The 25,659-nt window shown below is 31.2% G+C and carries 18 protein-coding genes and 2 tRNA genes; 4 read left to right on the top strand and 16 right to left on the bottom strand.

The genetic code is table 11. The features are described from left to right. Positions 1 to 4 precede the first annotated feature (4 nt). Positions 5 to 844 (top strand): GLPGLI family protein, encoded by an 840-nt coding sequence (locus H0I30_RS08400; protein WP_218771419.1) that lies wholly within the window; start codon positions 5 to 7, stop codon positions 842 to 844. 20 nt (positions 845 to 864) lie between these two features. Next, entirely contained in the window at positions 865 to 3,633 is a 2,769-nt protein-coding gene (locus H0I30_RS08395; protein WP_218771418.1) for a TonB-dependent receptor, read from the top strand. 64 nt (positions 3,634 to 3,697) lie between these two features. Here H0I30_RS08395 and H0I30_RS08390 read toward each other — a convergent pair whose 3' ends face one another. Then, the gene (locus H0I30_RS08390) at positions 3,698 to 8,479 is read right to left on the bottom strand and encodes a GEVED domain-containing protein (protein ID WP_218771417.1); all 4,782 of its coding nucleotides are present in this window, start codon (positions 8,477 to 8,479) and stop codon (positions 3,698 to 3,700) included. An 81-nt stretch (positions 8,480 to 8,560) separates the two neighbouring features. Here H0I30_RS08390 and lipB point away from each other — a divergent pair, with 81 nt between their 5' ends. Continuing rightward, entirely contained in the window at positions 8,561 to 9,265 is a 705-nt protein-coding gene (lipB, locus tag H0I30_RS08385) for a lipoyl(octanoyl) transferase LipB (RefSeq protein WP_218771416.1), read from the top strand. Between the two features lie 47 nt (positions 9,266 to 9,312). Here lipB and H0I30_RS08380 read toward each other — a convergent pair whose 3' ends face one another. The 14 genes from H0I30_RS08380 to trxA all read right to left on the bottom strand — a co-directional run bounded on the left by H0I30_RS08380 (position 9,313) and on the right by trxA (position 22,233). Continuing rightward, the gene (locus H0I30_RS08380; RefSeq protein ID WP_218771415.1) at positions 9,313 to 9,957 is read right to left on the bottom strand and encodes a YceI family protein; all 645 of its coding nucleotides are present in this window, start codon (positions 9,955 to 9,957) and stop codon (positions 9,313 to 9,315) included. Between the two features lie 67 nt (positions 9,958 to 10,024). After that, positions 10,025 to 10,741: a ThiF family adenylyltransferase gene (locus H0I30_RS08375; RefSeq protein ID WP_218771414.1), complete on the bottom strand. Its 717-nt coding sequence runs from the start codon at positions 10,739 to 10,741 to the stop codon at positions 10,025 to 10,027. Further along, the gene (locus H0I30_RS08370) at positions 10,738 to 11,382 is read right to left on the bottom strand and encodes a TatD family hydrolase (RefSeq protein WP_218771413.1); all 645 of its coding nucleotides are present in this window, start codon (positions 11,380 to 11,382) and stop codon (positions 10,738 to 10,740) included. The genes H0I30_RS08375 and H0I30_RS08370 overlap by 4 nt, the downstream gene beginning before the upstream one ends. Before the next feature lie 11 nt (positions 11,383 to 11,393). Next, complete coding sequence (dtd, locus tag H0I30_RS08365; RefSeq protein WP_218771412.1) at positions 11,394 to 11,846, bottom strand: D-aminoacyl-tRNA deacylase; 453 nt, start codon at positions 11,844 to 11,846, stop codon at positions 11,394 to 11,396. After that, a complete protein-coding gene (gene rsgA, locus H0I30_RS08360; RefSeq protein ID WP_218771411.1) occupies positions 11,847 to 12,812 on the bottom strand; it encodes a ribosome small subunit-dependent GTPase A in 966 nt (321 codons plus the stop codon). A 425-nt stretch (positions 12,813 to 13,237) separates the two neighbouring features. Further along, the gene (locus H0I30_RS08355; RefSeq protein ID WP_218771410.1) at positions 13,238 to 14,320 is read right to left on the bottom strand and encodes a bifunctional 3-deoxy-7-phosphoheptulonate synthase/chorismate mutase type II; all 1,083 of its coding nucleotides are present in this window, start codon (positions 14,318 to 14,320) and stop codon (positions 13,238 to 13,240) included. Positions 14,321 to 14,422: 102 nt separating this feature from the next. Beyond that, positions 14,423 to 15,271 (bottom strand): prephenate dehydrogenase, encoded by an 849-nt coding sequence (locus H0I30_RS08350; RefSeq protein ID WP_218771409.1) that lies wholly within the window; start codon positions 15,269 to 15,271, stop codon positions 14,423 to 14,425. Between the two features lie 67 nt (positions 15,272 to 15,338). After that, positions 15,339 to 16,481 (bottom strand): pyridoxal phosphate-dependent aminotransferase, encoded by a 1,143-nt coding sequence (locus H0I30_RS08345; protein WP_218771408.1) that lies wholly within the window; start codon positions 16,479 to 16,481, stop codon positions 15,339 to 15,341. Next, positions 16,478 to 17,305, bottom strand: coding sequence for a prephenate dehydratase (locus H0I30_RS08340; protein WP_218771407.1), 828 nt, complete (start codon positions 17,303 to 17,305; stop codon positions 16,478 to 16,480). The genes H0I30_RS08345 and H0I30_RS08340 overlap by 4 nt, the downstream gene beginning before the upstream one ends. A 347-nt stretch (positions 17,306 to 17,652) precedes the next feature. Next, positions 17,653 to 20,457, bottom strand: coding sequence for a pitrilysin family protein (locus H0I30_RS08335; protein WP_218771406.1), 2,805 nt, complete (start codon positions 20,455 to 20,457; stop codon positions 17,653 to 17,655). Between the two features lie 214 nt (positions 20,458 to 20,671). Beyond that, positions 20,672 to 20,745: transfer RNA gene (locus tag H0I30_RS08330), tRNA-Asp, on the bottom strand. Positions 20,746 to 20,789: 44 nt separating this feature from the next. Next, positions 20,790 to 20,863: transfer RNA gene (locus H0I30_RS08325), tRNA-Asp, on the bottom strand. Between the two features lie 58 nt (positions 20,864 to 20,921). Next, complete coding sequence (locus tag H0I30_RS08320) at positions 20,922 to 21,845, bottom strand: DUF58 domain-containing protein (protein WP_218771405.1); 924 nt, start codon at positions 21,843 to 21,845, stop codon at positions 20,922 to 20,924. A 70-nt stretch (positions 21,846 to 21,915) separates the two neighbouring features. After that, positions 21,916 to 22,233 (bottom strand): thioredoxin, encoded by a 318-nt coding sequence (gene trxA, locus H0I30_RS08315; protein ID WP_218771404.1) that lies wholly within the window; start codon positions 22,231 to 22,233, stop codon positions 21,916 to 21,918. A 314-nt stretch (positions 22,234 to 22,547) separates the two neighbouring features. Here trxA and metK point away from each other — a divergent pair, with 314 nt between their 5' ends. Beyond that, entirely contained in the window at positions 22,548 to 23,804 is a 1,257-nt protein-coding gene (metK, locus tag H0I30_RS08310) for a methionine adenosyltransferase (RefSeq protein ID WP_218771403.1), read from the top strand. A 64-nt stretch (positions 23,805 to 23,868) separates the two neighbouring features. On the opposite strand, the gene sppA is transcribed toward metK, so the two are convergent. Continuing rightward, positions 23,869 to 25,614, bottom strand: a complete 1,746-nt coding sequence (gene sppA / locus H0I30_RS08305; RefSeq protein ID WP_218771402.1) for a signal peptide peptidase SppA — start codon at positions 25,612 to 25,614, stop codon at positions 23,869 to 23,871. Positions 25,615 to 25,659 lie beyond the last annotated feature (45 nt).

The raw sequence follows: 25,659 nt of genomic DNA, 5'->3' as shown, positions 1-25,659 counted from the left end.
AAAAATGAAACAATTTACAACCATCTTTTTTCTGTGTATTTCTATTACGATTTTTTCACAGGCTAATTTTCAGGGTAAAGCAGTGTATCAATCCAAAACAACAATGAATAGCGATTTTGGAGGAAGACAAATGTCTGAAGAACGAAAAAAACAAATTATGCAACGTATGAAAAGTATGTTGGAAAAAACATTTGTTTTAAGCTTTACCAGAGAAGAATCAATTTATAAAGAAGAAGAAAAATTAGCAGCACCAACAACAGGAGGAAGGGGTTCAAGATTCGGTGGTTTTTCAGGTGGAGGAACAAAATATAAGAACGTAAAGGAAGGAGTCTTATTAGAATCGACAGAGTTTTTTGGTAAAAACTTTTTAATTTCTGAAGCTGCCAAAAAACCAAACTGGGAATTAGGAAGTGAAACGAGACAAATAGGTAATTACACTTGTTATAAAGCAACTTTAGTTAAAGAAAATGATGCTTTTGATTGGAGAAGTATGCGAAGACCTAGAAGAGATGAGGCTAAAAAAGATTCAACAAAAGTTGAAAAGGAATCACCAAAACAAACATTAGTTACCGCTTGGTATACACCACAAATACCTGTTAGTAACGGTCCTGGAAATTATTGGGGTTTACCTGGTTTAATTTTAGAGATTAATGAAGGTAGAACAACAATTTTATGTTCAGAAATAACAATGAATCCGTCTGAAAAAATAGAAATTGAAAAACCTGAAAAAGGAAAGAAAGTTACTAGAGAAGAATATACTAAAATGATGAAAGAGAAGATGGAAGAAATGAGAGATCGTTTTAGAGGTGGAAGAAGAGGCGGCGGAAGAGGCGGTCGATTCTAAAAAAACAAAATAATATACACATGAAAAAAATATTACTAATAGTCATTTTATTGACTACATGGATTACTAATGCCCAAATAACACTTAAAGGAGTTGTTAAAGATAGTATTGGTAGCCCTTTAGAAATGGCAAATGCAATAGCGATTAATACGGTTACTAAAAAATTAGATTCATATGGTTTTACTGATGCTAACGGAAACTATAAATTAAACCTTAAAAAAAACACAAGCTATAGTATAAAAGTAAGTTATATTGGTTTTAAAACAGCTGATGTATTTGTGAAAACTGAAGATGTTGATGTTGTTAAAGATATCAGCTTAGGAATAGATGATAGTTTAGATGAGGTAAATGTTACCTATAAAATGCCCGTTACAATTAAAGGAGATACGATTGTTTATAATGCAGATAGTTTTAAAAACGGAACAGAAAAAAAACTAGGAGATGTCTTAGAAAATCTTCCAGGGGTTGAAGTAAATGATGATGGTGAAATTGAGGTAGAAGGTAAGGCTGTTAAAAAAATTATGGTTGAAGGAAAAGATTTCTTTGATGGTGATACAAAAATAGCAACAAAAAATATTCCTGCTGATGCTATTGATAAAATTGAGGTTTTAAAAAATCACAGTGAAGTTGGGCAAATGCGTAGTGTAACCGATAATGAAGACAACATTGTAATCAATATTAAATTAAAAGAAGGTAAGAAAAACTTTTGGTTCGGAGAAGTAACAGCAGGTTTGGGTGTAGGAATGACTGATAACAGATACATAGCAACACCAAAGTTATTTTATTACAATCCAAAATACAGTGTAAATATTATAACCGATGTAAATGACATAGGAGAAGTGCCATTTACAATGAGAGATTATTTTAAATTTACTGGTGGTTTTAGAGGTTTAAGCGAAAATAACGGAACAAATTTTAATGTAGGTTCTAGTGATATTTCGTTTTTAACACTAAGAAATAATAGAGCAAAAGAAATTGAATCTAAATTTGGTGCGGTGAACTTTAGCTATTCTCCAAAGAAAACATGGGATCTAAGCGGATTTGCAATTTATTCAGGCAATGAAACAGATATGGAAGAGGCAACAAGCAGTGTGTATTCTAATGCAGGAGTAGACAGAAATAATGTGCCAGCTTATAACGAAAACGATCCGTCATCTATTAAATATATTGATACAGAACAAACAGAAAACACCACTAATCAAACAAGTGATTTAGGATTGTTTAAAATAAGCTCGAGCTATAAACCTAATAGCGATAATCAATTTGATTATGATATTTTTGCTAAAATATCTAAGCAAAAACAGTTGCAAAACACCTTGTCATCTAGAACTTATTTAAATGCTGATGATGAAATAGTGCCTATTAATCAAATTTCAGAACAGAGTCCGTTTTCTATCAATCAAAATTTAAAATATTATTATACTTTAAATGAAAAAAATATTTTTGCTTTTGAAGCGCTGCATTTATGGCAAGATGAAGATCCTTTTTACAATGCAGAATTAGAAAAATTATCTTTTGCTAATTTAATAGGTGCAGATATAAATGCAAATCCGTTTAATTTAGGTCAGAATAAGAGAATAAAAACTAATAAATTTGATGCTAAATTAGATTACTTTTATATTATAAACCCTAAAAGTAATTTAAATATCACTTTAGGTACCACGCAAAGTAACCAACAATTTAATTCAGATATTTTCGAAATTTTAGGAGGTAACAAAAATACGATTAGTCAAATTACTAGTCAAAATGATGTAGATTTTACATTTAGTGATATATACGCAGGTTTACATTATAAATTTATAACAGGTATTTTTACTTTTGATCAAGGTTTTACAGCGCATAATTACATTTCTAAAAACACACAGTTAGGTTCTGAAGTAAAAAATAGTTTCACGAAAATTTTACCTGATGCTTCGATAAAAATTAGCTTAAAAAAATCTGAAACTTTACGATTAAGATATAATATGCAAACGAATTTTACAGATGTAAATCAGTTAGCAGAAGGTTATGTATTTAATAATTACAATAGTTTATATTCGGGTAATAGAGAGTTAGAAAATTCTTTATATCACAATGTAAGTTTGAATTATTTTAGTTTTAATATGTTTAATTACACTAATATTTTTGGTTCTATTAATTATAGCAAACGTATAGATGTAATAAAAAGTAATATACAGTTTATTGATGTAAACAGTGTTAGAACATCTGTAAATTCTGCTTTTCCTGATGAAACAATTTCTGCGAGAGCAAATTTTCAAAAAAGTTTTAGAAAGTTTAAAGTGCGTTTAGGTGGTAATGTATCACATGCTAAGTCGAACAGTTTAATTACCAACCGTCAAACGAGTGTAGCTGCAAACCGATTAACAAAAACCTTATCACAATCATATACATCAAGGTTTAGTACAAACTTTAAAAATGCACCAAATTTTGATGTAGGTTATAACGTATCAATAAATAACTCTGATATTGGAGGAATTAAAAATTCGTTTACCACACACAGTCCTTATGCGAACTTAGATATATTCTTTTTGAAAGAGTTTATCTTTACATCTAAGTATACTTTTAATAAAGTAATTAATGAAGGAAGAACTATTGATGAATATGGGTTTTTAAGAGCTGATTTAACCTATCAAAAAAAAGATAGTAAATGGGAATATAAACTAAGTGCTACCAATTTATTAGACTCAGCCGGATTAAATCAAAACAGTAGTAACGATATTTTTGTAAGTAACTCTACTTATGTAATTCAACCAAGAATAGCGATGTTTACCATAAAGTATAATTTATAGTAATCCATTTTATTACAAAGAAAAAGCGAGCTATTAAGCTCGCTTTTTTTATTTGTAGTAATAATTACTTAATTATTATTTTTCTAGTTATTAATTTCCCATCATTTTGAACTTGTAGTAAATACAAACCACTACTTACTTTAGGAAACTGAACTTCTTCATTGAATTTACTTGAAATCGTAGAGAAACTTTGACTGTCTAATAAATTACCTGCGAAATCGAATAACCTAACAACAGTTAATTCTTTAGCTTTTACTTTAAAATCAACAGTAATTGTTCCTTCAGAAGGTACAGGATATAGGTTTAAATCGGTAAATAAACTTTTATCTGTAGCAAAACTTTCTTCAATATTTATCGTATAATCTTCAACCTCTCCATTAAAATCTAATTCACAAGACCTTGCAAATTCATTTAATTTTGCTGAAACTCTTAAGGTGGTTGAACCAATTAAGGCGTCGTCAGGAACTGTTATTGCTTCTCTGTTAGATGTGATGTCGTAAGCTTCATCAGTATCAAATAAACAGTTCTGATTCCAGTCAATCCAAGCATATGTTTTTACATCACTATTTCCGTCTGAATTAATAGTTGTGTTTATATCATAGCTTTCTCCTCTAACAGCACCTGTAGCTATTGATGTAAAATCAGAATATCCAGTTGTTTTAGTTGATATATTATCAATTTCACCAAAAGTAACATTGGTTATACTTATTTGAGATGCTGTATTACCAGATGATTTACAAAGATTATCATTAACGTTTAATACAATATCAATCGATTTAGTTATTGATGAAGTTCCTGTTAATTTAAAAATATAATCTCCTTTTTCAACATTATTTAAATTAGTAATAGTTACGGTAATTGTATTATTAGTATTAGTAGTTGCTGTGCTTAGGGTTGCACTTGCATTTGCAGGAAGTTCAGAGGTTGTAAAAGTAACCGTTTCATTAAAATTATTAAATGTTTTATAATCTATCGTGTAAATAAATTCATTGGTTGCTTTATTACAAACAGAACCACCACCTGTTGTGTTTTCTATAGTAAAATCTGGGGTAATTGTAATTGTATAATCTTCAACTTCACCATTAAAATCTAATTCACAAGAACTAGGATCGCCCTCGTTTGCAGATTTTGTAGTAACTCTTAAGGTTGTAGTTCCTGCTAAAGCATCTTCAGGAATTGCAATTGCCAAGCCGCTATTACTAGTTGCTGTATTGGCATTTGTAACAGTTCCTAAGTCATATTGTTCACCAGCGTCAAATAAACAGTTTTGGTTCCAGTCTATCCAAGCAAATGTTTTTGTAGTATTATTACCGTCTGAATTTGCATTAACAGTTAAATTATAGCTGTTTCCTATTATTACTTCTGTAGCTATTAATTTAAAATCAGAATATCCAGCTGTTTTTGCAGAACTGTTATTTATAGTTCCAAAATTAACAAGAGTTGTACCGATTAAAGAGCTTGTATTTCCTTCGGATTTACAAATAGTATCATTTACATTAAAAATAATATCGATAGATTTTGTAACAGAAGTTGATGTTGCTGTTACCGTCATGGTATAATCACCAATAGTTGCATTGTTTAAATTAGAAAGTGTTAAATCTATAGAACCACTAGTATTTACAGATGTTGGACTAAATGAGCTCGTAGCACCTGTTGGAATACCTGTAACAGAAAAACTAACATCTTCGTTAAAACCAAACAATGTTTTATAATCAATAGCAAAAACTTGTTCGTTTACAGCTTGATTACAAATAGATAAATTACCGGTTGTATTGGTTAAGGTAAAATCTGGTTGTGGCTCTTCTTCAACTATAATAGTATAGTCTTCAGTTTCTCCCCATTCACTTGTATGATCAGTATCACAAGCACCTTCACCATTAGGAGCACCATCTTGGTAATATTCAATAATAACCCTCATACGAGTTTCCCCCAGCACAGCATCATCAGGAACTGTTATGTTTAAGGCTGCGGTGGCAACATCTTCTAATTTGTTACCTAAATCATATCTTTCTGTATCATTATCGAAATTATAATCTTGGTTCCAGTCAATAAAAACATAACAATGATCTTGATAACCAGCGGTGTTAAATGTAACATTAACTTGGTGACTTTGGGTTCTTTTAACAGCTGTAGATATAGAAGTAAAATCTTCATAACCATCTACAGTATCATTTCCAGAATTATTATTAATACTATTAAAAGTTACATTTGTTATGTGCTCTGCGCCATTTGCTTCATCCGTAAATGTAGAAGAACAATAAGAGGGTGTTTCTGTTGTAAATTCATTGGTAGCAGAGTAAGCACCTTCGCCACACTCATTTATAGGTTTTACTCGCCAAAAGTATTTTGTAATACCGCTTAAAGGTGTTGAAGGAATATAGGTGTTAGTTGTTACTGTTTCGTTAATTACGGTTGATGTAAAACTAGCATCTGTAGCAACCTCAATATTATAAGAAGTAGCATTCGCATCGGCTACCCATTCAAAACTAGGATTCACACTTATGTCTGTAGCAGTATTTGTAGGAGTTGATAAAGATATTGTAGAAAAATCGGTTCCAATTATTTTTAAGGCGGCATTGACTGTTTGCGTAACAGTAGTAGATTCAGCATTTACAACCACAGTGTATTCTTGTTGAGCTGTTCCGTCTAGGTTGTTAATAGTCATAACAACATTTCCGTCAGTACTAATAGTAGTAGGAGTAAAAATAGCATTAGACCCTGTAGGTAGGTTTGTAGCAGATAAAGTAGTCGTTTCAGAAAAACCATTAATAAACTGAAAGTTTAATGTATATTCAGCAGTGTTACCTCCAGTATTACAAACTGTTTGTTGATTGGTTTCATTTGATACTAAAAATGTAGGTCCTGCATCATTAATTGTAAAATTGGTTGTATTTACGTTATAAAAAATATTATCAGCAGCTTCTACAAGTATACGCGCAGTAGTTGTTGGGTTATTTGGTATGGTAATATCTTCAGAGCCATCATTTGCTATGTTTTCTTTTAATAAAATAGGGAAAGTTACTCCGCCATCGGTAGAAAGTCTAATGTTAACAATGCTACAGTTTATAGGAGATTGGTTTGTTGTTCCTTGATTCCAAGTTATTCTTTGCGAAGAGCCAATACCCCAAGTAACATTAGTATTGGGTGCGGTAACTGTGAAAGCTTCAGCGTTTGTTACTGTAACCTTCATATCATCTCTATCAGAATTACCACCACCAGCATTATTATCTCTAACAGTAAGTGCAAACTTTAACTCCCTTGCAACAGAAGGAAGAGATTCCCATGTCGACAGGTTTACAGGAGTGGTACTACCACTTCCCGTAACAGTTATTAAAGAAGGCATATATCTATCAGGTGATATGCTTGAAGGTAAAGATCTAAACGCAGGTCCTGCTGTACTTGTAGACTCTAAAGGAATACTAGCAGACTCTGTATCTATCTGTTCCCAGTTGTATGTTAAACTAGCCAATCCTTGAACATCTGTAGCTGTAGCTTTTAATATAAAGGGAGTAGATTTTGGAATACTAAAGTTTGCACCAGCATTAGCAACAGGAGCATCATTATTGGTATCTGTTTGAGTAGCACAATTACCTCTGTTTTGTATGTGTGCCCACATTTGAGCAATGCTTACCGCGTGAAAATAATCATCACTATTGTTTTGTACGTTTTGTGGTGAACAAATACCTGCATATGCCATTATAGTTGTACCACTTCCAGGTTCTACAGAGGTAGCACCGATATTACCACCACAATTACCTGCTGTTCCATTAAATGTATGTGTTGCTCCGAATTGATGTCCGATTTCATGCGCTACATAATCAATATCAAAAGGGTCGTCAATAGGTTGCCCTCTTCCGGTAATACCACTAGCCTTAGCTCCAGTAACACATACAGAGCCTAATGATGCTAATCCACCACCACCAGTACTAAATGTGTGGCCAATATCATAGTTAGGATTACCAATTATATTATCACATTTTTCCTGACTTTCATCAATTAAATCATCAGAGTTATCATTTGTTAAATCATCCGTAGCAGCATCTAAAAATATTAATTTATCGTTGTCGTTTACAATAATCATCCTAACAGCTAAATCTTTTTCGTAAACAGCGTTTACTCTGGTTATAGTTGTATTCATAGCAGATAAAACGGTTGCTTTTTTTACAGCGTCAGTCGCTGTATTTGGTACACCTTCCCTATTGATATGAAACTGTGAGTATTCACCAGTAGCTGCAATTGCAATTCTAAAAGTTCTTAATTGACCGTCGTTTGCATTTCTTTTTAAGTTTGTTGATGCGACTATTTTATTAGCAGATGTTTTAATTTCACAAGAAAAATCATTTTTAGTAGAAATTAAATCTTCTCGCTTATAAACAAGATATTGTTTTTGATCTTTCGTAAACGGGTCTATATATATGGTGCTTTCTTTTCCTGAATGAATTAACGCATGAAAACCATTGGTACCAATACTAATTTTAGCAACTGCAGTAGGATCATCAATTCCTTGAGCAGAATATGATTTAATCATCGGGAATTTTGCAGCTAATCTAGGCGCTAAATATGATGTTTCTTGAATTAAAAAACGCTTTAACACTCCTTTAGAATTAGGAAGTGTAATTATGTTTTTACTACTTTTTGATTTTAAATTAACTAAATGATTTTTAAAGCCATCTAAGTTTAAAGATGCTAAAGCATATTTTTCAGGGTTGTCGTCTCTAGCAAGAATTTCGTTCTTTTGAAAAGAACTGACTTTTTGAGCGGTGCTATTCCAATAATTTTGAGAGAATGAATTACTAGCAAAAAAAGTGAAAAATAATACTACTAAAAGTGTGGTTTTTTTAATCATAATTATTTAGTTAATCGGTATGAATATAACAGCTTAAAGCTAATTTTCCCTACCTTTGGGGACTTGTTTATATACAAATTTATGAATAAAAAAATAAGAGTCAGTGATTTAGGCCAAAAAGATTATAAAGATACTTGGGATTATCAGGCTCAGCTGTTAGATGAAATTGTTTCTTTAAAAAGGCAAAAAAGAAATAATGTTGATGGAATTATAACACCAAATCATTTTTTGTTAGTAGAACATCCGCATGTTTATACATTAGGTAAGTCTGGCGATATGAGTAATTTATTGTTAAATGAAGAAGGGTTAAAAGAAAAAAACGCTACTTTTTATAAAATTAATAGGGGAGGAGATATAACATATCACGGTCCCGGGCAAATAGTAGGTTATCCTATTATTGATCTTGAGAATTTCTTTACAGACATACATAAATACTTACGTTTACTAGAAGAAGCAATTATATTAACAATAGCAGAATATGGCTTGAAAGGGGAACGTAGTGAAGGTGAAACGGGAGTTTGGCTTGGAGTTGGAACACCATTTGCTAGAAAAATTTGCGCTATGGGAATTCGTGCAAGTAGGTGGGTTACCATGCATGGTTTTGCTTTAAATGTAAATGTGAACTTAGGATATTTCGATAATATTATACCTTGTGGAATTAGAGGTAAAGCGGTTACTTCGATGGAAGTTGAACTCGGTAAAAAAATATCAGAAGAAGAAGTAAAAGAAAAAATATTAAAACATTTTAAAACACTCTTCGAGGTTGAAGAATATATTAAAGCATAAAAAAAGGGTTGACATTGTCAACCCTTTTTTTATGTGGAATTCTAAAATTATTTTTGAGCTTTAATATCAAAAGAAAGTTCCATTAAGTCGTTAATGAATTTATCTTTTAAAGCAGCGTCAAACTTTTTAGAACTATAAGTTACTCCAAAATCAGTTCTGTCAATACTAAAAACATCACTTTTAAAAGTAGCAGTACCTTCGTTTTCAGTTACTGTTGCAGGAATTGTAATGCTTTTTGTAGTTCCTCTAAGTGTTAAATTACCAGTTACATGTAATTTACCATCTTTTGTTTCTGAACTAGCAACTACAAATTTAGCAGTAGGAAACTTCTCAACATCGAAAAAATCAGCATTTTTTAAATGCCCTTCTAATTTTTCTTTACCGTTACCAGCTTCTAAATCTAAACAAGAAATAGAGTTCATGTCAATAACAAACTCACCTGAATTAAGAACACCGTCTTTAATATCAAATAAACCTTTTTCGATACTAACAACTCCGTTATGAGAACCTGTTGGTTTGTTTCCTTTCCAAGTAACAGTAGATTTAGCAACGTTTGCTTTGTAAGAATTAATTACATTTTCTACTTTCTTAACGTCTTTAACTTCTTCGTTAGCAGTTACTTTATTTTTTTCTGATTTACAAGAAACAGCAGTAATTGCTATAAGAGCAATGGCTAAAATTGATTTTTTCATTATGATTGATTTTTAATTATTGATTTTATTGACAACAAATGTAATTAAAAAATAGTTTCCGTGGAAGTTATTTTTTTGTTAAGATTTTATTTATAACAAACGAACTTGCTTGTAAACCAAAAGCAGCAGGCATATAACTAATGGTTCCGTAAAAAGATTTTTTAAAATTTGTACCGTTTGTAAGTTGTAAACTTTCAGGTATTTGAACTTCTTCAGAATAAACAGCCATTACACCTTTGTTAACATTTAGTTCTTTTAACCTCTTTTTTAGTGCGCGCGCCATTTTACAGTTCTTAGTTTTGCTAATATCTTTAATAACCACCTTGCTTGCGTCTAACTTTCCACCGGCACCCATGGAGCTTATTAGTTTTACTTTTTTTCTTCTAGCCGCAACAATTAAATTAATTTTAGGTGTAATACTATCAATACAATCTAAAACATAATCGTATTCCTTGTTGATTATTTCAAAAGCCCTGTCTGGTGATAAAAACTCCTCCAATACCTTTAGTTCTATTTCAGGGTTTATATCTTTAATTCTTTCAGCTACTAAAGCAGTTTTCGATTTACCAATGGTGCTTTTTAAGGCGGGAAGTTGCCTGTTTATATTTGTTTCATCAAAAGCATCACCATCTACAATTGTCATTTTACCAACACCAGCTCTTGCTATAAATTCTGCAGCAAAAGAACCAACACCACCCAAGCCAACAATTAAAATATTTGCATTATGAAGCTTTTCAATACCTTCTTTCTGAACTAATAATTCCGTTCTCTCTAACCAACTCATTTTATAAATATTGTATTAAAATTTTGATGTATTTTTCTTGTTAATTCTTCAACTTTTAGCTCTTTTATTGAAGCTGCTTTTTGGTAAATAGAAATAATATCAATTTCATCGGAATCAGTTTCTAAAAAAACAGCATCTAAAGAAATCTCTTTAAAAGTTTTTTGCAATTTAGTAACAGTAGTTAATGCTTTTCCGAAGGATACATAACAACCATTTTTTATAAGAGATAAAGCTACTTGACCGTTTTTGTTAAAACCATGGATAATCCATTTTTGTTGAGGTTTTAGTGTCTTTTTTAAATGAAATATCTCTTCAAATGATTTTACACAATGTATGATTAATGGTTTTTGATATTTTTCTGATAAATGAACCTGTTTTTTAAAAATGGTTAATTGAAGTTCATAATCCGTTTTACATAACTTATCTAAACCACATTCGCCAATAGCAAAACAGTTTTTAAGTTGTAATTGTTGTTCGATAAAATTAATTTCAGGATCAATTTTTTCCTCATTAATATTCCATGGATGAATTCCGATAGAAAAAGGAATGCTAAAATCTATTGATTTGGGCTCACAATTTAAAATTGATATCGTTGAATTGTCATTAGATTTATGATGCGTATGTACGTTGATAAATTTCATAATCAACATTTTTACACCTTGTCTTTAGTATCGATAATAATAGTAACAGGACCATCGTTTAATAATTCAACTTTCATATCGGCACCAAACTCACCTGTTTGTACTTTTTTACCTAAATTTTTTTCAAACTGATGTATGAATTCTTTATATAAAGGTATTGCAATTTCTGGTTTTGCAGCTTTTATATAGCTTGGGCGATTGCCTTTTTTAGTAGAAGCTTGTAAAGTAAATTGACTTACAATAATAGCATCACCTAAGCTATCAATTAACGATTTATTCATAACGCCATTAGCATCATTAAAAATACGAAGATTGTTTATCTTTTTAGATAACCAATCAATATCTTCTTTCGCATCCTCATTCGTAATACCTATAAGAATAAGTAGTCCGCTTTTAATATCGGCAACTTTTACACCTTCAATAGTTACGTTTGCTTTAGATACTCTTTGAATAACTGCTTTCATTTATTCTTGATCTTTTTCCCAAATATCAGTACGATAATGTTCTTCTTCTCCTTCTAAAATTTGCAAATAACTTTTATAGCGAGACCATGAAACAGTATCTTCTTCTAAAGCATCTTTTACAGCACATTTTGGCTCGTTTACGTGAATACAATTATTGAATTTACAATCTTGCTTTAACGCAAAAAACTCAGGAAAATAATCACCTAATTCTTCTTTATCAATATCAACAACACCAAAACCTTTAATACCTGGCGTATCAATAATTCTTGCATCTTGTGAGTTTTCGAGATTTAAATCGAACATTTCAGCAAATGTAGTGGTGTGTTTTCCTTGATTATGTTGATCAGAAATTTCTTTGGTTTTTAAATTTAAAGAAGCATCAATAGCATTTACTAAAGTTGTTTTTCCGACTCCCGAATGCCCAACAAACATAGATGTTTTTTCGAGCATCATTTTTTTAATCAGATCAACATTTGTGTTTTCTTTAGCAGATACTTCTATACATTTATAACCGATAGTTTCGTAAATATCTTTTAAGTATAAAATCTCTCCACGTTCTTCTATTTCGTAAGAATCTATTTTGTTAAAAACTAAAATAGTATCGATTCGATAAGCTCTTGTTGATACCAAAAAACGATCAATAAAAGTGGTAAAAGTAGGAGGGTTGTTAATGGTAATTAATAAGAAAACCTGATCGATGTTAGAAGCAATAATATGGGTTTGCTTTGATAGGTTAACAGATTTACGAACAATAAAGTTATCACGTTCGTAAATATTGGTAATTACACCGGTTTCTTCATTGTTTTTGGTTTCAAGATCAAAATCTACCTTGTCGCCAACAGCAATAGGGTTCGTACTTTTAATGCCTTTTAAACGAAATTTACCTTTAATACGGCATTTGTATAAAACCTGTTCACTCTTAACTAAATACCAACTTCCTGTAGATTTATATACCGTTCCTGTCATATTGCAAAGATGAGAAATTTTTAAAAAATAATGGTGACACTTCTATTGATTTTCAATTTTATAACAAAAAAAATGATTGTATGTAATTTATAATAACTCACTTTACTTTAACCGGAACTTGTTTCAGGTTTTCGTTAAAATTTATTGTTTATTATATGGATGTGATTCTGAAATAAGTTCAGAATGACGCATTAATATCAGATTATGAATCCAAAAGAATATTTATAAAAAACGATGAAGTTGTGATAAGAAAAAGATCCTTTAGGTTTTTTATGCCTAAAGGATCTTCTTCATATTAAAAATTTACGTTGTTAAAAAGTGTTACGCGTTAAGGATTGAGTGACTTGTCTGAGCTCTTTTTTGTTTGTTTAAAAAGCAAAAAAAGCGAGTAACGAAAGCCTGACCCTTGTGGTAACGCCCTAAAACTATCCTTTAATAATTTTTTCTTGATGATTGATAGATTCTTGGTGAATTGCCTTAAACATTTTTAAAACAAATTCTTCACTTAAACCTCTTGTTTCACCTTCTAAAATCATTTTTCCTAAAATTTCATTCCAACGTCTAGATTGTAAAACGGCTACATTTTTCTCTTTCTTTAAAAGTCCGATTTTATCAGCAACCTTCATTCTTTTACTCATCATTTCGATAAGCTGATCATCGACAACATTTATTTGAGCTCTTAAATTATTTAAAGATTCTCTGTAAGAAGAGTCAGTTTCGGTTTCTTTACGGATTTTTAAATCTTCCATAATATCCTTTAATTTAGCAGGCGTTACTTGCTGAGCAGCGTCCGACCAAGCATTTTCAGGGTCGAAATGTGTTTCAATCATTAAACCATCAAAATTTAAATCTAAGGCAGTTTGCGAAACATCAAAAATCATATCTCTGTTACCCGTAATATGCGAAGGATCGCAAATTAAAGGCAAATCAGGAAACCTATTTTGAAATTCGATAGCCAATTGCCATTCAGGAATATTTCTGTATTTTGATTTCTCGTAAGTAGAAAATCCTCTGTGAATTGCCCCTAAATTTTTAATTCCGGCAGTATATAATCTTTCAATTCCTCCTAACCATAAGGCTAAATCGGGATTTACAGGGTTTTTAACCAAAACAATTTTATCTGTTCCTTGTAAAGCATCCGCAATTTCTTGCATGATAAAAGGTGAAACGGTAGATCGTGCTCCGATCCATAATAAATCGATATCGTGCTCTAAAGCTAATTTTACGTGTGCAGCATTTGCAACTTCAGTACAGGTTTTCATACCTGTTTCTGCCTTTACTTTTTGTAACCATTTTAAGCCTAGTGCACCTACACCTTCAAAGTTTCCGGGTCTAGTTCTTGGTTTCCAAATTCCAGCACGAAAATAATTTACATCAGAATCTTTTAATTCGTGAGCAATTTTTAAAACTTGTTCTTCAGTTTCTGCACTACAAGGTCCTGCGATTACCAATGGGTGCGCAAGTTTCATGTCGTTTAACCAGGTTCTTAACTCTTTTGTGTTTTCCATTCTAATTAATTATTTGTGCTGCTTTTTTAAGCAAATTTTGTTTTTTGAATCAAAGTATATTAGACTCAAAAGAAAGCTCAAAATTACAACTATTTTGGTCTTTTATTTTATACCGTTTAATATTTTTTTTATGTGATTTGTACTTTCCATTTCATTATAAATTTCAGTAAAATCGTCTTGTAACATCAATTTTTTAAATTGCTGTAAATTGTTAATATATTCATCTAATGTTTCAATTACATTCTCTTTGTTTTGTTTAAAAATGGGTGTCCACATGGCAGGTGAACTTTTTGCTAAACGAACGGTAGAGGCAAAACCCGAACCCGCCATGTCGAAAATATCACGTTCATTTTTTTCTTTCTCTATCACAGTTTTTCCTAGCATAAAAGCACTTATGTGTGATAAATGCGAAACGTAGGCGATGTGTTTATCGTGCGATTCTGCATCCATATATCGAATACGCATTCCTAATTTTGAAAATATTTCTAAAGCAATTTCTTGCAGTTTAAAAGCTGTTTTCTCAACCTCACAAATGATATTTGTTTTTTGTTGAAATAAATTTTCATGAGCAGCTGTTGGTCCTGAAAATTCGGTTCCGGCAATAGGGTGGGTTGCTAAAAAATTCCTTCTCTTCGGATGATTTTTAACAACTTCACATACTTGAGCTTTTGTAGAGCCGACATCTAAAACCAAGCAAGTATCAGAAATTGTATCTAATATTGTAGGGAGTATCTCTAGCTGAACATCAACAGGAACAGAAATAATTACAATAGCCGCTTTCTTTAAATCGTTAAATGTTGCTTTGTGGTTAATTACACCAATTTCTTTGGCCTTGTTTAAATGGTTTTCGTTCGCATCAATTCCGTAAATAATAGCTTGAGGATATTCTCTTTGAATATCTAAAACCATGCTTCCGCCAATTAAACCAACACCGATTACAAATACGTTCATTTTTTTATTTTTTTTTCGACTACGCTCGAAATGACATTTGAATTGTCAGGTAGCGTATCGTTGACAGCTAGATTCTTTTGATAGCTTCTTTAATTATTTCTTTTGATACACATAATGAAAATCTTATGTAGCCTTCTCCTTGAGAACCAAAAACGGTTCCGGGAGCGATAAAAATATCTTTTTGATATAAAATTTCATCAGCCATTCCTTCGGATGTTTTTCCTTCAGGAATTTTTGCCCAAACAAATAATCCTGTTGAGTTTTTGTTATAAGTACAGTTTAATTTATCTGCTAGTTGAAATACTAAATCTCGGCGTTCTTCATAAATTTTATTTTGTTCTGAAAACCAATCATCAGATAACTGTAAGGCTTCAATTGCTCCTTTTTGAATTCCGAAAAACATACCAGAATCCATATTGCTTTTTACTTTTAAAACCTGATTGATAAAATTAGCGTTTCCTAAAACCATACCAACTCGCCAACCGGCCATATTAAAGGTTTTGCTTAAAGAATTTAATTCTAAAGCAGTTTCTTTAGCGCCATCAATTTGTAAAATACTAAGAGGTTTATTATTTAAAATAAAACTATACGGATTGTCGTTTACAATTAAAATTTGATGTTTTTTTCCAAAAGCAATGAGTTTTTTAAAAGTTGCTATAGTTGCGTTTACGCCTGTTGGCATATGCGGATAGTTTACCCACATAATTTTTACATCAGCTAAATCTAACTTTTCTAGTTCCTCAAAATCTGGCTGCCAATCATTCTGATCACTTAAATTATAAAAAATAGGTTCGGCGCCTATTAACTTTGTGACAGAAGTATAGGTTGGGTATCCCGGATTCGGAATTAAAACTTTATCGCCTTCATTTAAAAAAGCCATAGAAATATGCATCACACCTTCTTTACTTCCCATTAAAGGAAGTATTTCGTTTTCGGGATTCAAAGCAACTTTAAACTGCAGTTTGTAGAATTTACTAATTGCATTTCTTAACTCTGGTAAGCCTTGGTAACTTTGATATTTATGTGCAATTTCATCATTAAAACTTTGTTGAATTGCAGTTATAACTTTAGTTGGTGGTTGTAAATCCGGACTTCCAATTCCGATATTAATTATGGGTTTTCCGGCAGCAGCTAACGCTCTAACTTCTCTTAATTTTTTAGAGAAATAGTATTCCTGAACGGTTTCTAATCTTTTTGCTGGTTGAATCATTTTCTTCCGTTTTTGTAGGTTCCTAATACTTTTGTTTCTAATGCCATAATTTTTATAATAGCGATTGCTTTTTGGTAATCTTTATAATCATTAAAAGTAACATCAACAAAGAATGAATATTTCCATGGTGATTCTATTACCGGAAGCGATTGTATTTTAGTTAAATTCATTTTGCAGTCGCTCAATACATTTAAAATGGCTGCTAAACTTCCTCTTTTATGATCTAACTGAAATTTTAAAGAGGCTTTGTTTATTTCATTTATTCCATTATTAGGAGCAGTTGTTTGTATGATTACAAATCGTGTAGCATTGTCTTTTATAGTCTGAATTTCATCTTCGATAATATGTAAATCAAAAATATCGGCTGCAATTTTTGGAGCAATAGCAGCAATTCCTTTTAATTTATTCGTTGAAATTCTTTTAGCAACTTCAGCTGTATCTACATCTTCTACTAATTTTATATGTGGATATTTTTTAAAGAATTCCTTGCATTGTAATAATGCCATTGGATGCGAACAAACTTCTTTAATATCTGTAATTTTTTGATTAGGAAGCGCCATTAAATGATGATGAATGTTTAAATATTCTTCTCCGATAATGTGTAAATTATTTTTATCAATTAAAGCGTAGTTTGGAATTATAGAACCAGCAATTGTGTTTTCTAACGCCATAATACCAATAGTGGCTGTTTTATTTAATAAGCTATCCACCAAAAAATCAAAAGACATGCATTCTTTTAATTGAATTGTTGTACCGTAAAAATTGCGAGCAACTTTATGATGATTAGATCCTTCTGCTCCTTGAATAGCGATTGTTTGTTTCATTTTTTATCAAAAAAAAAGCCTCGATACATCGAGGCTTTATAATTTATATTGTTTGTTGAAAATATGGTATAAAGTCTCAGCTCTTATTTAAAAAATAAAAGTAAAAATAGAAACCTTGCCAAGTATTTTGTAATATCATTTTTGTATTTCTTGTACGAAACAAATCTAAAGATTAAAATGAGAAAAACAAATATTTAATTCAAAAAGTATTTTTATTAAGAACCTTGAATGTAGCGAGATGATGTTTTTCTGCAAGTGTAAGTTGATTTTTAGAGGGGTCAATAGAAAAATATAGACATAAAAAAAGCACCTCAATTATGAGGCGCTCTTTCTAAAATAATTATTTTTTACTTTTTAGGTTTAAAAACAATTTCGTAAGATTTGCTATCTTTCAATAACTTCTTTGTGATGTTTTTTAAATCTTTAATAGTTATCGACTTTACAATGTCTTCATAGTTTTTAGGATCATTCATGTTATATCCTTCTAACACAGAGTTTTTTAATAAACTCATTTCAAATCTATTGTAGTTTTTGCTTTCTTCTCGAGCTTTTAAGAAGTTAGCAAGTGTTTTGTCTAAATCAGCTTGTTTAATATCACCACTTTCTAGTGCTTTAATTTCTTTGTGAACAATCGCGATTAACTTTTCAGCTAAGTCAGGATTACAATCAAAATTTACAGATATTGTAGCTTCTTGAGTTGGTCTTCTAGAAATAGAACCTCTAGTTCTAGCACCATAAGTTCCTCCTTCTTCTTCTCTTAAAGATTCTGTATAACGTAATTGTAACACATCTCCCATAGCTCTCATTAAAATTGAGTTTTTTAAAGAATATTTCATGTCGTTTTTAATTACTACACGAACAGAAGTTTTAGGGTCTTTCATTTCTAAAAATACATCCTTATCAATTTTGTTATTAATCCAATCTACCGAATTGTCTTTCCATTCTTCTCTTTCATTGGTTGTAGGTATGCTAGCAATGTATTTTTCTAATAAAGGTTTTATAGTTTCTTTACTTACATCTCCTACGATAAAGAATTTAAAATCTCCAGCGTTTCCAAATCTACTTGTATAAATAGCCTTCATTTTGTCAAAAGACATTTCAGACATTAATTTTTTATCAAATAAACGTTCAGTAGGATGGTTCTTTCCGTATAAAATAGTTGTTACACTATCTTGCATTTTAGATTGAAGTTGTTCGCTCTTTCTAATTAAAAAGGCATCAACTTGTTGCATTAACACTTTGTAAGAAGTTTCGTCAAAACGAGGTTTTGTAAAACGTAAGTTTACCAATTGCATCATTGTTTCAACATCTTTTGTAGAAGAAGATCCTGATACACTTTCTGAGGTGTTTCCAACACTTGTTCTAGAGCTTGCTTTTTTACCTGCAAGTACTTTTGGTAAATCAACCGCTGAAAACTCACCTAAACCAGACATTTGAATAACATTACCTAATAATACTGTTGATGGTAAGTCTTCTTCATCTAATAAAGATTGACCTCCGTAACTAACAGCACTTAAGTTCACGTCATTCTTGTTTTTATCAACAAATTTATAGTGAACCTGAATTCCGTTACTTAATGTAAATATAGTTGAACCAATTTCTTTATCTTCTTCTTCAGAAGTAATAGAACCAGCAACTAAATTAACACCAGACATTAAAGGTTTTACATTTGTTTCTTCAGCGTATCCCTTTAATTTTTTGTCATTCTCAACAGTAGTAATGATTTTAAGAGCTTCTTCTTTAGTTAAGTTTTTGTTTCCTTTAACTCCTGTAACAACAATAGATCTGTTATTTTTAAGATATAATTTTTGAATTTGAGCTAACAGTTCTTTTTGAGTTAATTGACCAAAAATTACTTTAGCAATTTCAAATTCTTTTTTGATATCTGTAATATGAGAATTCTCTAAGTAATTAGTTTGAATTCCTCTTACTATCTGAGCATGACTTCTGTTTCCGAAACCTGCAATTTGGTTTTCGTAAGAACTTGTATACTGAGCAATAATTCTGCTTATTTCAGCTTTTGTAAATCCGAATTTAACAGCTCTGTTAATTTCAGAAATAACCAATTCAAATGCTTTATGTTGCATGTTTGGTTTTGGTACAATACGAGCACTAAACTCATTGTTTAATCTAGAAAGACTACCGTAACGTACAGAAGCAAATAAAAGAGGTGAATCTGGTTTTTGGTTGATTTCGTTTAATCTTGTAGAAATAATAGATGTTGCCATACCGTTTAAAAGGCTTTCTTTTAAATCGGCAATAGTTTCATTTTTTAAAGACTTGTCATGACGAATACCGAAAGCAATACTAGAAGAAGTAACTTCTTTGTCCATTGCCATATCATAAATAAGTTCTTTGTTATCAGAAATACGAACTTCTGTACGTTTGATAGGGTTTTTTACAGCAGGTATAGTTGAAAATAATTTTTTAATTTTAGCTTCAATTTCATCAACATTTACATCACCAATAATAGCAATAGCTTGTAAATCTGTTCTGTACCAGTCGTGATAAAAATCGCGTAAAGCTTTATATTCAAAACCTTCTATAACATCCATTTTACCAATAGGTAAACGCTCTGAATAGATAGAGTTGTTAAACATTGTACCAATAGTTTGCTGTAATACACGCATACCACCATTTTGGCGCGTTCTCCATTCTTCTTTAACAACACCTCTTTCAGAATCAATTTCTTTTTCAGTTAAAGATAAATAGTTAGACCAGTTATGTAGTATAGATAAACCAGTGTCTATTAATTCAGGTGTTGTAGGTATATTATTTACATTATAAACAGTTTCATCAAAAGAAGTGTATGCATTAATATCTCTACCAAATACAAGTCCGTGTTCTTGCATTTTGTCTAAGATTCCTTTTCCAGGAAAGTCTTTAGTTCCGTTAAAAGCCATGTGCTCTAAAAAGTGAGCCAATCCTTGTTGATTATCTTTTTCTAAAACAGAACCTACATTTTGTATGATGTAATAACTAGCAACATCTTTAGTAACGGTAGTTTTGTGAATATAGTAGGTTAGTCCGTTTTCTAAAACGCCTTTTTTAATACTCTGTTCTTCAGGTAAAGGGGTTTCTAAACTCATGCTTTGGGCTATTGCATTGTAATTGAAGGCAATGCATAAAGCCAGTAATAAAATTTTCTTCATTTTTAATTTTTTATATGATTATTGATGTTCTTTTTTAAGCTGTTTTTAGTAAACATCAAAATACTAAGAACACGCTAATATAAAAAAAGCATTAAAGTTATTAACTAAATAGTTAGTTTTAATTGAAAAGAAATAAATTAAGTTGTAGTTGGTATTGAAGTGTAGAGTGTTTTTAAAACTAAAAAAGCTTCTCAAATAAATGAGAAGCTTTTTGCGGTCTGGACGGGACTCGAACCCGCGACCCCCTGCGTGACAGGCAGGTATTCTAACCAGCTGAACTACCAGACCGTTGCTTGTAGCATTGTACTATAATTATTGCTTAGATAATTTTGCGGTCTGGACGGGACTCGAACCCGCGACCCCCTGCGTGACAGGCAGGTATTCTAACCAGCTGAACTACCAGACCGTTGCTAATTGCTCTAAGCGGTTGCAAATATAAGACCTTTTATTAAATAAAAAAGAAATTAATTATATTTTTTTTGTCTGCTGATAAGATAAGCAGTTAGTACTTTATTGTACCCTTCATTTATATCAACAGGTATATAATCTATTTTATATTGTAAGCATTTGTTTTTTAGATTATTGAAAAATTTAGAGCTTAAATTTGTGTAATCTTCTTGTACATTCTCGGCATGTAAATTTATTTCATCTCCAGTTTCTACATCAATAAATTTTTTAGGTTTATTGTCGAAATTGAATGAAAATTCTGTTTTTTTATCATAAGTATGAAACAATATCACTTCGTGTTTGTTAAATTTTAAGTGTTTTAAGGCATCGAAAAGTTCTTCGTCATCTTTTGATGTTTGAAACATATCTGTAAAAAGAAAAATTAAAGAACGTCTGTGAATGTTTTCTGCAATTTCATGCAAATACTTATAGGTTTCTGTTGATGCTTTAGAATTGGAGGTAAGTAAACTTTCTAATTGGTTTAATAACATCTTACGGTGACGCTCGCTTCCTTTTTCTGGAGCATAGTATTCGTAAGTGTCAGAATAAATACTTAAACCTACCGCATCTCGTTGTTTTTTTAAAATTTCTATTAACGATGCAGCAGCAACTGCAGAAAAACCAATTTTGTTTAAATTATGTATAGATTGGTTTTTTAGAATAGGGTAGTGCATCGAGGCAGAATTGTCTATAATTAAATGACAACGTAAATTGGTTTCTTCTTCGTACTTCTTAATATATAGTTTTTCGGTCTTTGCAAATAACTTCCAATCTATATGGCGGGTGCTTTCTCCTTTATTATATAGTTTGTGTTCTGAGAACTCTACAGAGAATCCGTGAAACGGACTTTTATGCATTCCAGTAATAAAACCTTCAACAACTTGTTTGGCAAGTAGCTCTAAGTTTTTTATTTCTGATGAAGTATTGTTTAAATCAATCATATAGCTCTAAAATAAAAAAAGGTTTAGCGTTAGCCAAACCTTTTTTAATAATATATTATGAATGCACTATTTATATAGCGGCATCAATTTTATCAGTATATGCTTTTTTAGGAGCTGCACCAACTTGCTTGTCTACAACTTCTCCGTTTTTAAAGATTAATACAGTAGGTATGTTTCTAACACCATATTTAGCTGCAAATTCTTGATTGTTGTCAACATCAACCTTACCAACAACTGCTTTACCGTCGTATTCAGTATGAATTTCATCTACAATTGGCCCAACCATTCTACAAGGTCCACACCAAGCTGCCCAAAAATCAACTAATACTGGTTTGTCTGATTTTAATACTACTTCTTCGAAGTTTGCATCTGTAATTTCTAATGCCATTTTGTTATGTTTTAATTAAGTTAATGTCTTATTTTTTACATTACAAAAGTAATCAAAAAAATCACCAAAACAATTTTACGAAAATTACTTTTTATTATTGTAGCATCAATAGTTTCTATTTCCTTAGCCGTTTGTTTTTCTGTTTGTTAAATAATGCATAACTTTGCAGTATAATTTTGAGGAAAAATTTGACTGATTGCAACCTCTTTGAACGCGAGTTCATAAATAAAATGCTAAAGCAGTAATTATCTACTCCTTTAAGCGACCAAGCAATCCAAGTTTTTCTTTTATTTAATTTTTTAAAAAGAATTTTTATGTCATATTTATTTACTTCAGAAAGTGTTTCTGAGGGACATCCGGATAAAATAGCTGATCAGATTTCTGACGCTTTAATCGATAATTTTTTAGCTTTTGATCCTACATCGAAAGTTGCTTGTGAAACATTAGTTACCACAGGCCAGGTAGTGTTGGCAGGAGAAGTGAAATCTAAAACATATTTAGATGTTCAGCAAATTGCAAGAGATGTAATTAACAAAATAGGGTATACCAAAAGCGAATATATGTTTGATGGTAGTTCTTGTGGAGTTTTTTCTGCAATTCATGAGCAATCACCAGATATTAACCAAGGTGTTGTAAGAGCAAATCCAGAAGATCAAGGAGCAGGAGATCAAGGAATGATGTTTGGTTATGCAACCGATGAAACTGAAAACTATATGCCATTGGCATTAGAATTGTCTCATCGTTTGTTAATTGAGTTAGCTGAGTTGCGTAGAGAGAATAGCGATATTACTTATTTACGACCAGATGCGAAATCTCAGGTAACTATTGAGTATTCTGATGATAATGTGCCGCAAAGAATTGACGCGATTGTTATTTCTACACAACATGATGATTTTGATGAAAATGATGATGTAATGTTAGCTAAAATCAAGTCTGATATTGTGTCAATCTTAATTCCAAGAGTTGTTGCAAAATTACCAGCTAATATTCAAAAATTATTTACTGATAGTATTACGTACCACATTAACCCAACAGGAGTTTTTGTAATTGGTGGCCCTCATGGAGATACTGGTTTAACAGGACGTAAAATTATTGTAGATACTTATGGAGGAAAAGGAGCACACGGTGGTGGAGCATTTTCAGGAAAAGATCCATCTAAAGTAGATCGTTCTGGAGCTTATGCAACACGTCATATTGCAAAGAATTTAGTTGCTGCAGGATTATGTAAAGAAGTTTTAGTGCAAGTTTCTTATGCTATTGGTGTTGCAAAGCCAACAAGTATTAATGTAGAAACATATGGTACTGCAACGATTGATAAAACAGACGGAGAAATAAGTAAAATAGTAGAAACTATTTTTGATATGCGTCCATACTTTATCGAACAACGTTTAAAGCTAAGATCACCTATTTATTCAGAAACTGCTGCTTACGGGCACATGGGAAGAACACCAGAAAAGAAAACAGTAACATTTTCTAACCCAATGGGAGAAACTGTTGAGCGAGAAATTGAAACATTTACTTGGGAAAAGCTAGATTATGTAGCGAAAGTAAAAGAGAGTTTCGGTTTATAAAAACCATTAGGAATTACTTATAATAAAAAAAGCCTTGACAATGTCAAGGCTTTTTTTATTAAGCTTATTTTATTTGAAGTATATAAGGCATTCTTGCTTGAATTCCTTTTAACTTTTTCATCTGATTGACGTTGTTGTATAGTTGGTAATTTTCGTCACCTAATGTTTCTTTTAAAATTTCCTCTTTAGATACTTTAGCAAAAGGAGAAAAGCTAAAAGCTTCTTTTAAATCTTTTTTGTAATTAGGATAATTACGAACTTTATATGTTTCTACTTTTGCTAATTCAGCTGCAATTTTAATCGCGTCATTTAGGTTCCCTAATTTATCAACTAAACCATTTTCAAGCGCTTCTTTACCTGTCCAAACTCTTCCTTGTGCAATTTCATTTACTTGTACGAAAGTCATGTTACGACCAGTTGCAACACGGTTTACAAAAGTAGTATAGATTTGTTCTACACCTTCTTTGGTAACGTCATAGAATTTTTTATCCATAGGTTCAAAAACACTATAGTTAGGGTTGTTGTTTGTAGATACTTGCTCGGCATTAATACCAATGTTGTCTGCAAATTTGTTAAAATTTGGAATGGCTCCAAAAACACCAATAGAACCGGTAATTGTAGTAGGTTCTGCTAATATTTTATCAGCATTACAAGCAATATAATATCCGCCAGAAGCAGCAACGTTACCCATAGAAACTACTAAAGGTTTTTCTTTTTTTGTTAATTCTAATTCACGCCAAATTAATTCAGAAGCTAAAGCGCTACCTCCTGGTGAATTAACACGTAAAACAATTGCTTTTACATTTTTATCTTTTCTAGCTTTTCGTAATGCTTTGTTTATAATTCCTTGACCAATAATATTTTCATTTCCTTCAGCATACATTATTTCTCCTTGTGCATAAATTACAGCAATTTTGTTTTTTGCGGTATAAGAAATTCGTCCTTTTCCAGATTTAATATAATCAGCTAAAGAGATTGTGTTTATTTTTTTATCAGCATTTAAAGCTAGTTTTGCTTCGTATTCATCTTCATAAATAATTGCATCAATTAATTTATGATCTTTAGCCATTATTGCATTTCTACCATTGGCGTTATCAGCAATTAAATTTAATTGTTGGGTAGTTATGTTTCTACTTTTGCTAATATCGTCTGTAATTTCTGACCAGATAGATTTTAAAAGCGAAGTAGTTTGCTCTCGGTTAGCATCACTCATCTTATTCGTTAAATATGGCTCAACCGCACTTTTGTATTTTCCGTGACGAATCACTTCCATTTTAATTCCGTATTTATCTTCAAAATCTTTATAATATAAAACTTCGGTAGATAAACCTTTAAAATCAATAGCACCAACAGGGTTTAAAAATAAACTATCGGCAACCGAACTTAAATAATAGTTTTTTTGTGAATATACATCGTTGTAGGCATACACAAATTTACCACTCTCTTTAAATTCTTCAATTTTATTTCTGATGGCTTGCGTTTGTGCTACACCAGCGTTTACTAATGCTGTTTTAATACTGATTCCTTTAATATTACTATCTGTTTTTGCATTTTCAATAGCATTGATTATTTTATTTAAAGCTAATTTTTCATCTGTTAACTCTAAAATTTCTGCTAATGGATTGTCATCTTTTGGAGCATAATCTTTTACGATTGCAGATAAATCTAATTCTAATACTGAGTTTGATTTCACAACGATTTCTTCGTCAGAACCAACAACAGAGGCAATGGCAATAAAAAAGGCAAATATTAAAAAGATGGCTATAAAAAAACCAAGAATTGATGCTAGTAAATTTCGTAAAAACTTCATATTGTGCTGTTAATTTTTTGGCAAATATACATTTTTACAATATCA

It is taken from the genome of Tenacibaculum sp. AHE14PA (assembly GCF_019278465.1).
Taxonomy (GTDB): Bacteria; Bacteroidota; Bacteroidia; order Flavobacteriales; family Flavobacteriaceae; genus Polaribacter; species Polaribacter bernardetii.
Note: the sequence above shows the minus strand (reverse complement) of the source record. Positions and strands in the feature narration are given on the sequence as shown.

Bases quoted from the DNA above. Each gene is read 5' to 3' on its own strand.
- H0I30_RS08400 (WP_218771419.1), top strand. From the start codon at position 5: ATGAAACAATTTACAACCATCTTTTTTCTGTGTATTTCTATTACGATT.
- H0I30_RS08395 (WP_218771418.1), top strand. From the start codon at position 865: ATGAAAAAAATATTACTAATAGTCATTTTATTGACTACATGGATTACT.
- H0I30_RS08390 (WP_218771417.1), bottom strand. From the start codon at position 8,479: ATGATTAAAAAAACCACACTTTTAGTAGTATTATTTTTCACTTTTTTT.
- lipB (WP_218771416.1), top strand. From the start codon at position 8,561: ATGAATAAAAAAATAAGAGTCAGTGATTTAGGCCAAAAAGATTATAAA.
- H0I30_RS08380 (WP_218771415.1), bottom strand. From the start codon at position 9,957: ATGAAAAAATCAATTTTAGCCATTGCTCTTATAGCAATTACTGCTGTT.
- H0I30_RS08375 (WP_218771414.1), bottom strand. From the start codon at position 10,741: ATGAGTTGGTTAGAGAGAACGGAATTATTAGTTCAGAAAGAAGGTATT.
- H0I30_RS08370 (WP_218771413.1), bottom strand. From the start codon at position 11,382: ATGAAATTTATCAACGTACATACGCATCATAAATCTAATGACAATTCA.
- dtd (WP_218771412.1), bottom strand. From the start codon at position 11,846: ATGAAAGCAGTTATTCAAAGAGTATCTAAAGCAAACGTAACTATTGAA.
- rsgA (WP_218771411.1), bottom strand. From the start codon at position 12,812: ATGACAGGAACGGTATATAAATCTACAGGAAGTTGGTATTTAGTTAAG.
- H0I30_RS08355 (WP_218771410.1), bottom strand. From the start codon at position 14,320: ATGGAAAACACAAAAGAGTTAAGAACCTGGTTAAACGACATGAAACTT.
- H0I30_RS08350 (WP_218771409.1), bottom strand. From the start codon at position 15,271: ATGAACGTATTTGTAATCGGTGTTGGTTTAATTGGCGGAAGCATGGTT.
- H0I30_RS08345 (WP_218771408.1), bottom strand. From the start codon at position 16,481: ATGATTCAACCAGCAAAAAGATTAGAAACCGTTCAGGAATACTATTTC.
- H0I30_RS08340 (WP_218771407.1), bottom strand. From the start codon at position 17,305: ATGAAACAAACAATCGCTATTCAAGGAGCAGAAGGATCTAATCATCAT.
- H0I30_RS08335 (WP_218771406.1), bottom strand. From the start codon at position 20,457: ATGAAGAAAATTTTATTACTGGCTTTATGCATTGCCTTCAATTACAAT.
- H0I30_RS08320 (WP_218771405.1), bottom strand. From the start codon at position 21,845: ATGATTGATTTAAACAATACTTCATCAGAAATAAAAAACTTAGAGCTA.
- trxA (WP_218771404.1), bottom strand. From the start codon at position 22,233: ATGGCATTAGAAATTACAGATGCAAACTTCGAAGAAGTAGTATTAAAA.
- metK (WP_218771403.1), top strand. From the start codon at position 22,548: ATGTCATATTTATTTACTTCAGAAAGTGTTTCTGAGGGACATCCGGAT.
- sppA (WP_218771402.1), bottom strand. From the start codon at position 25,614: ATGAAGTTTTTACGAAATTTACTAGCATCAATTCTTGGTTTTTTTATA.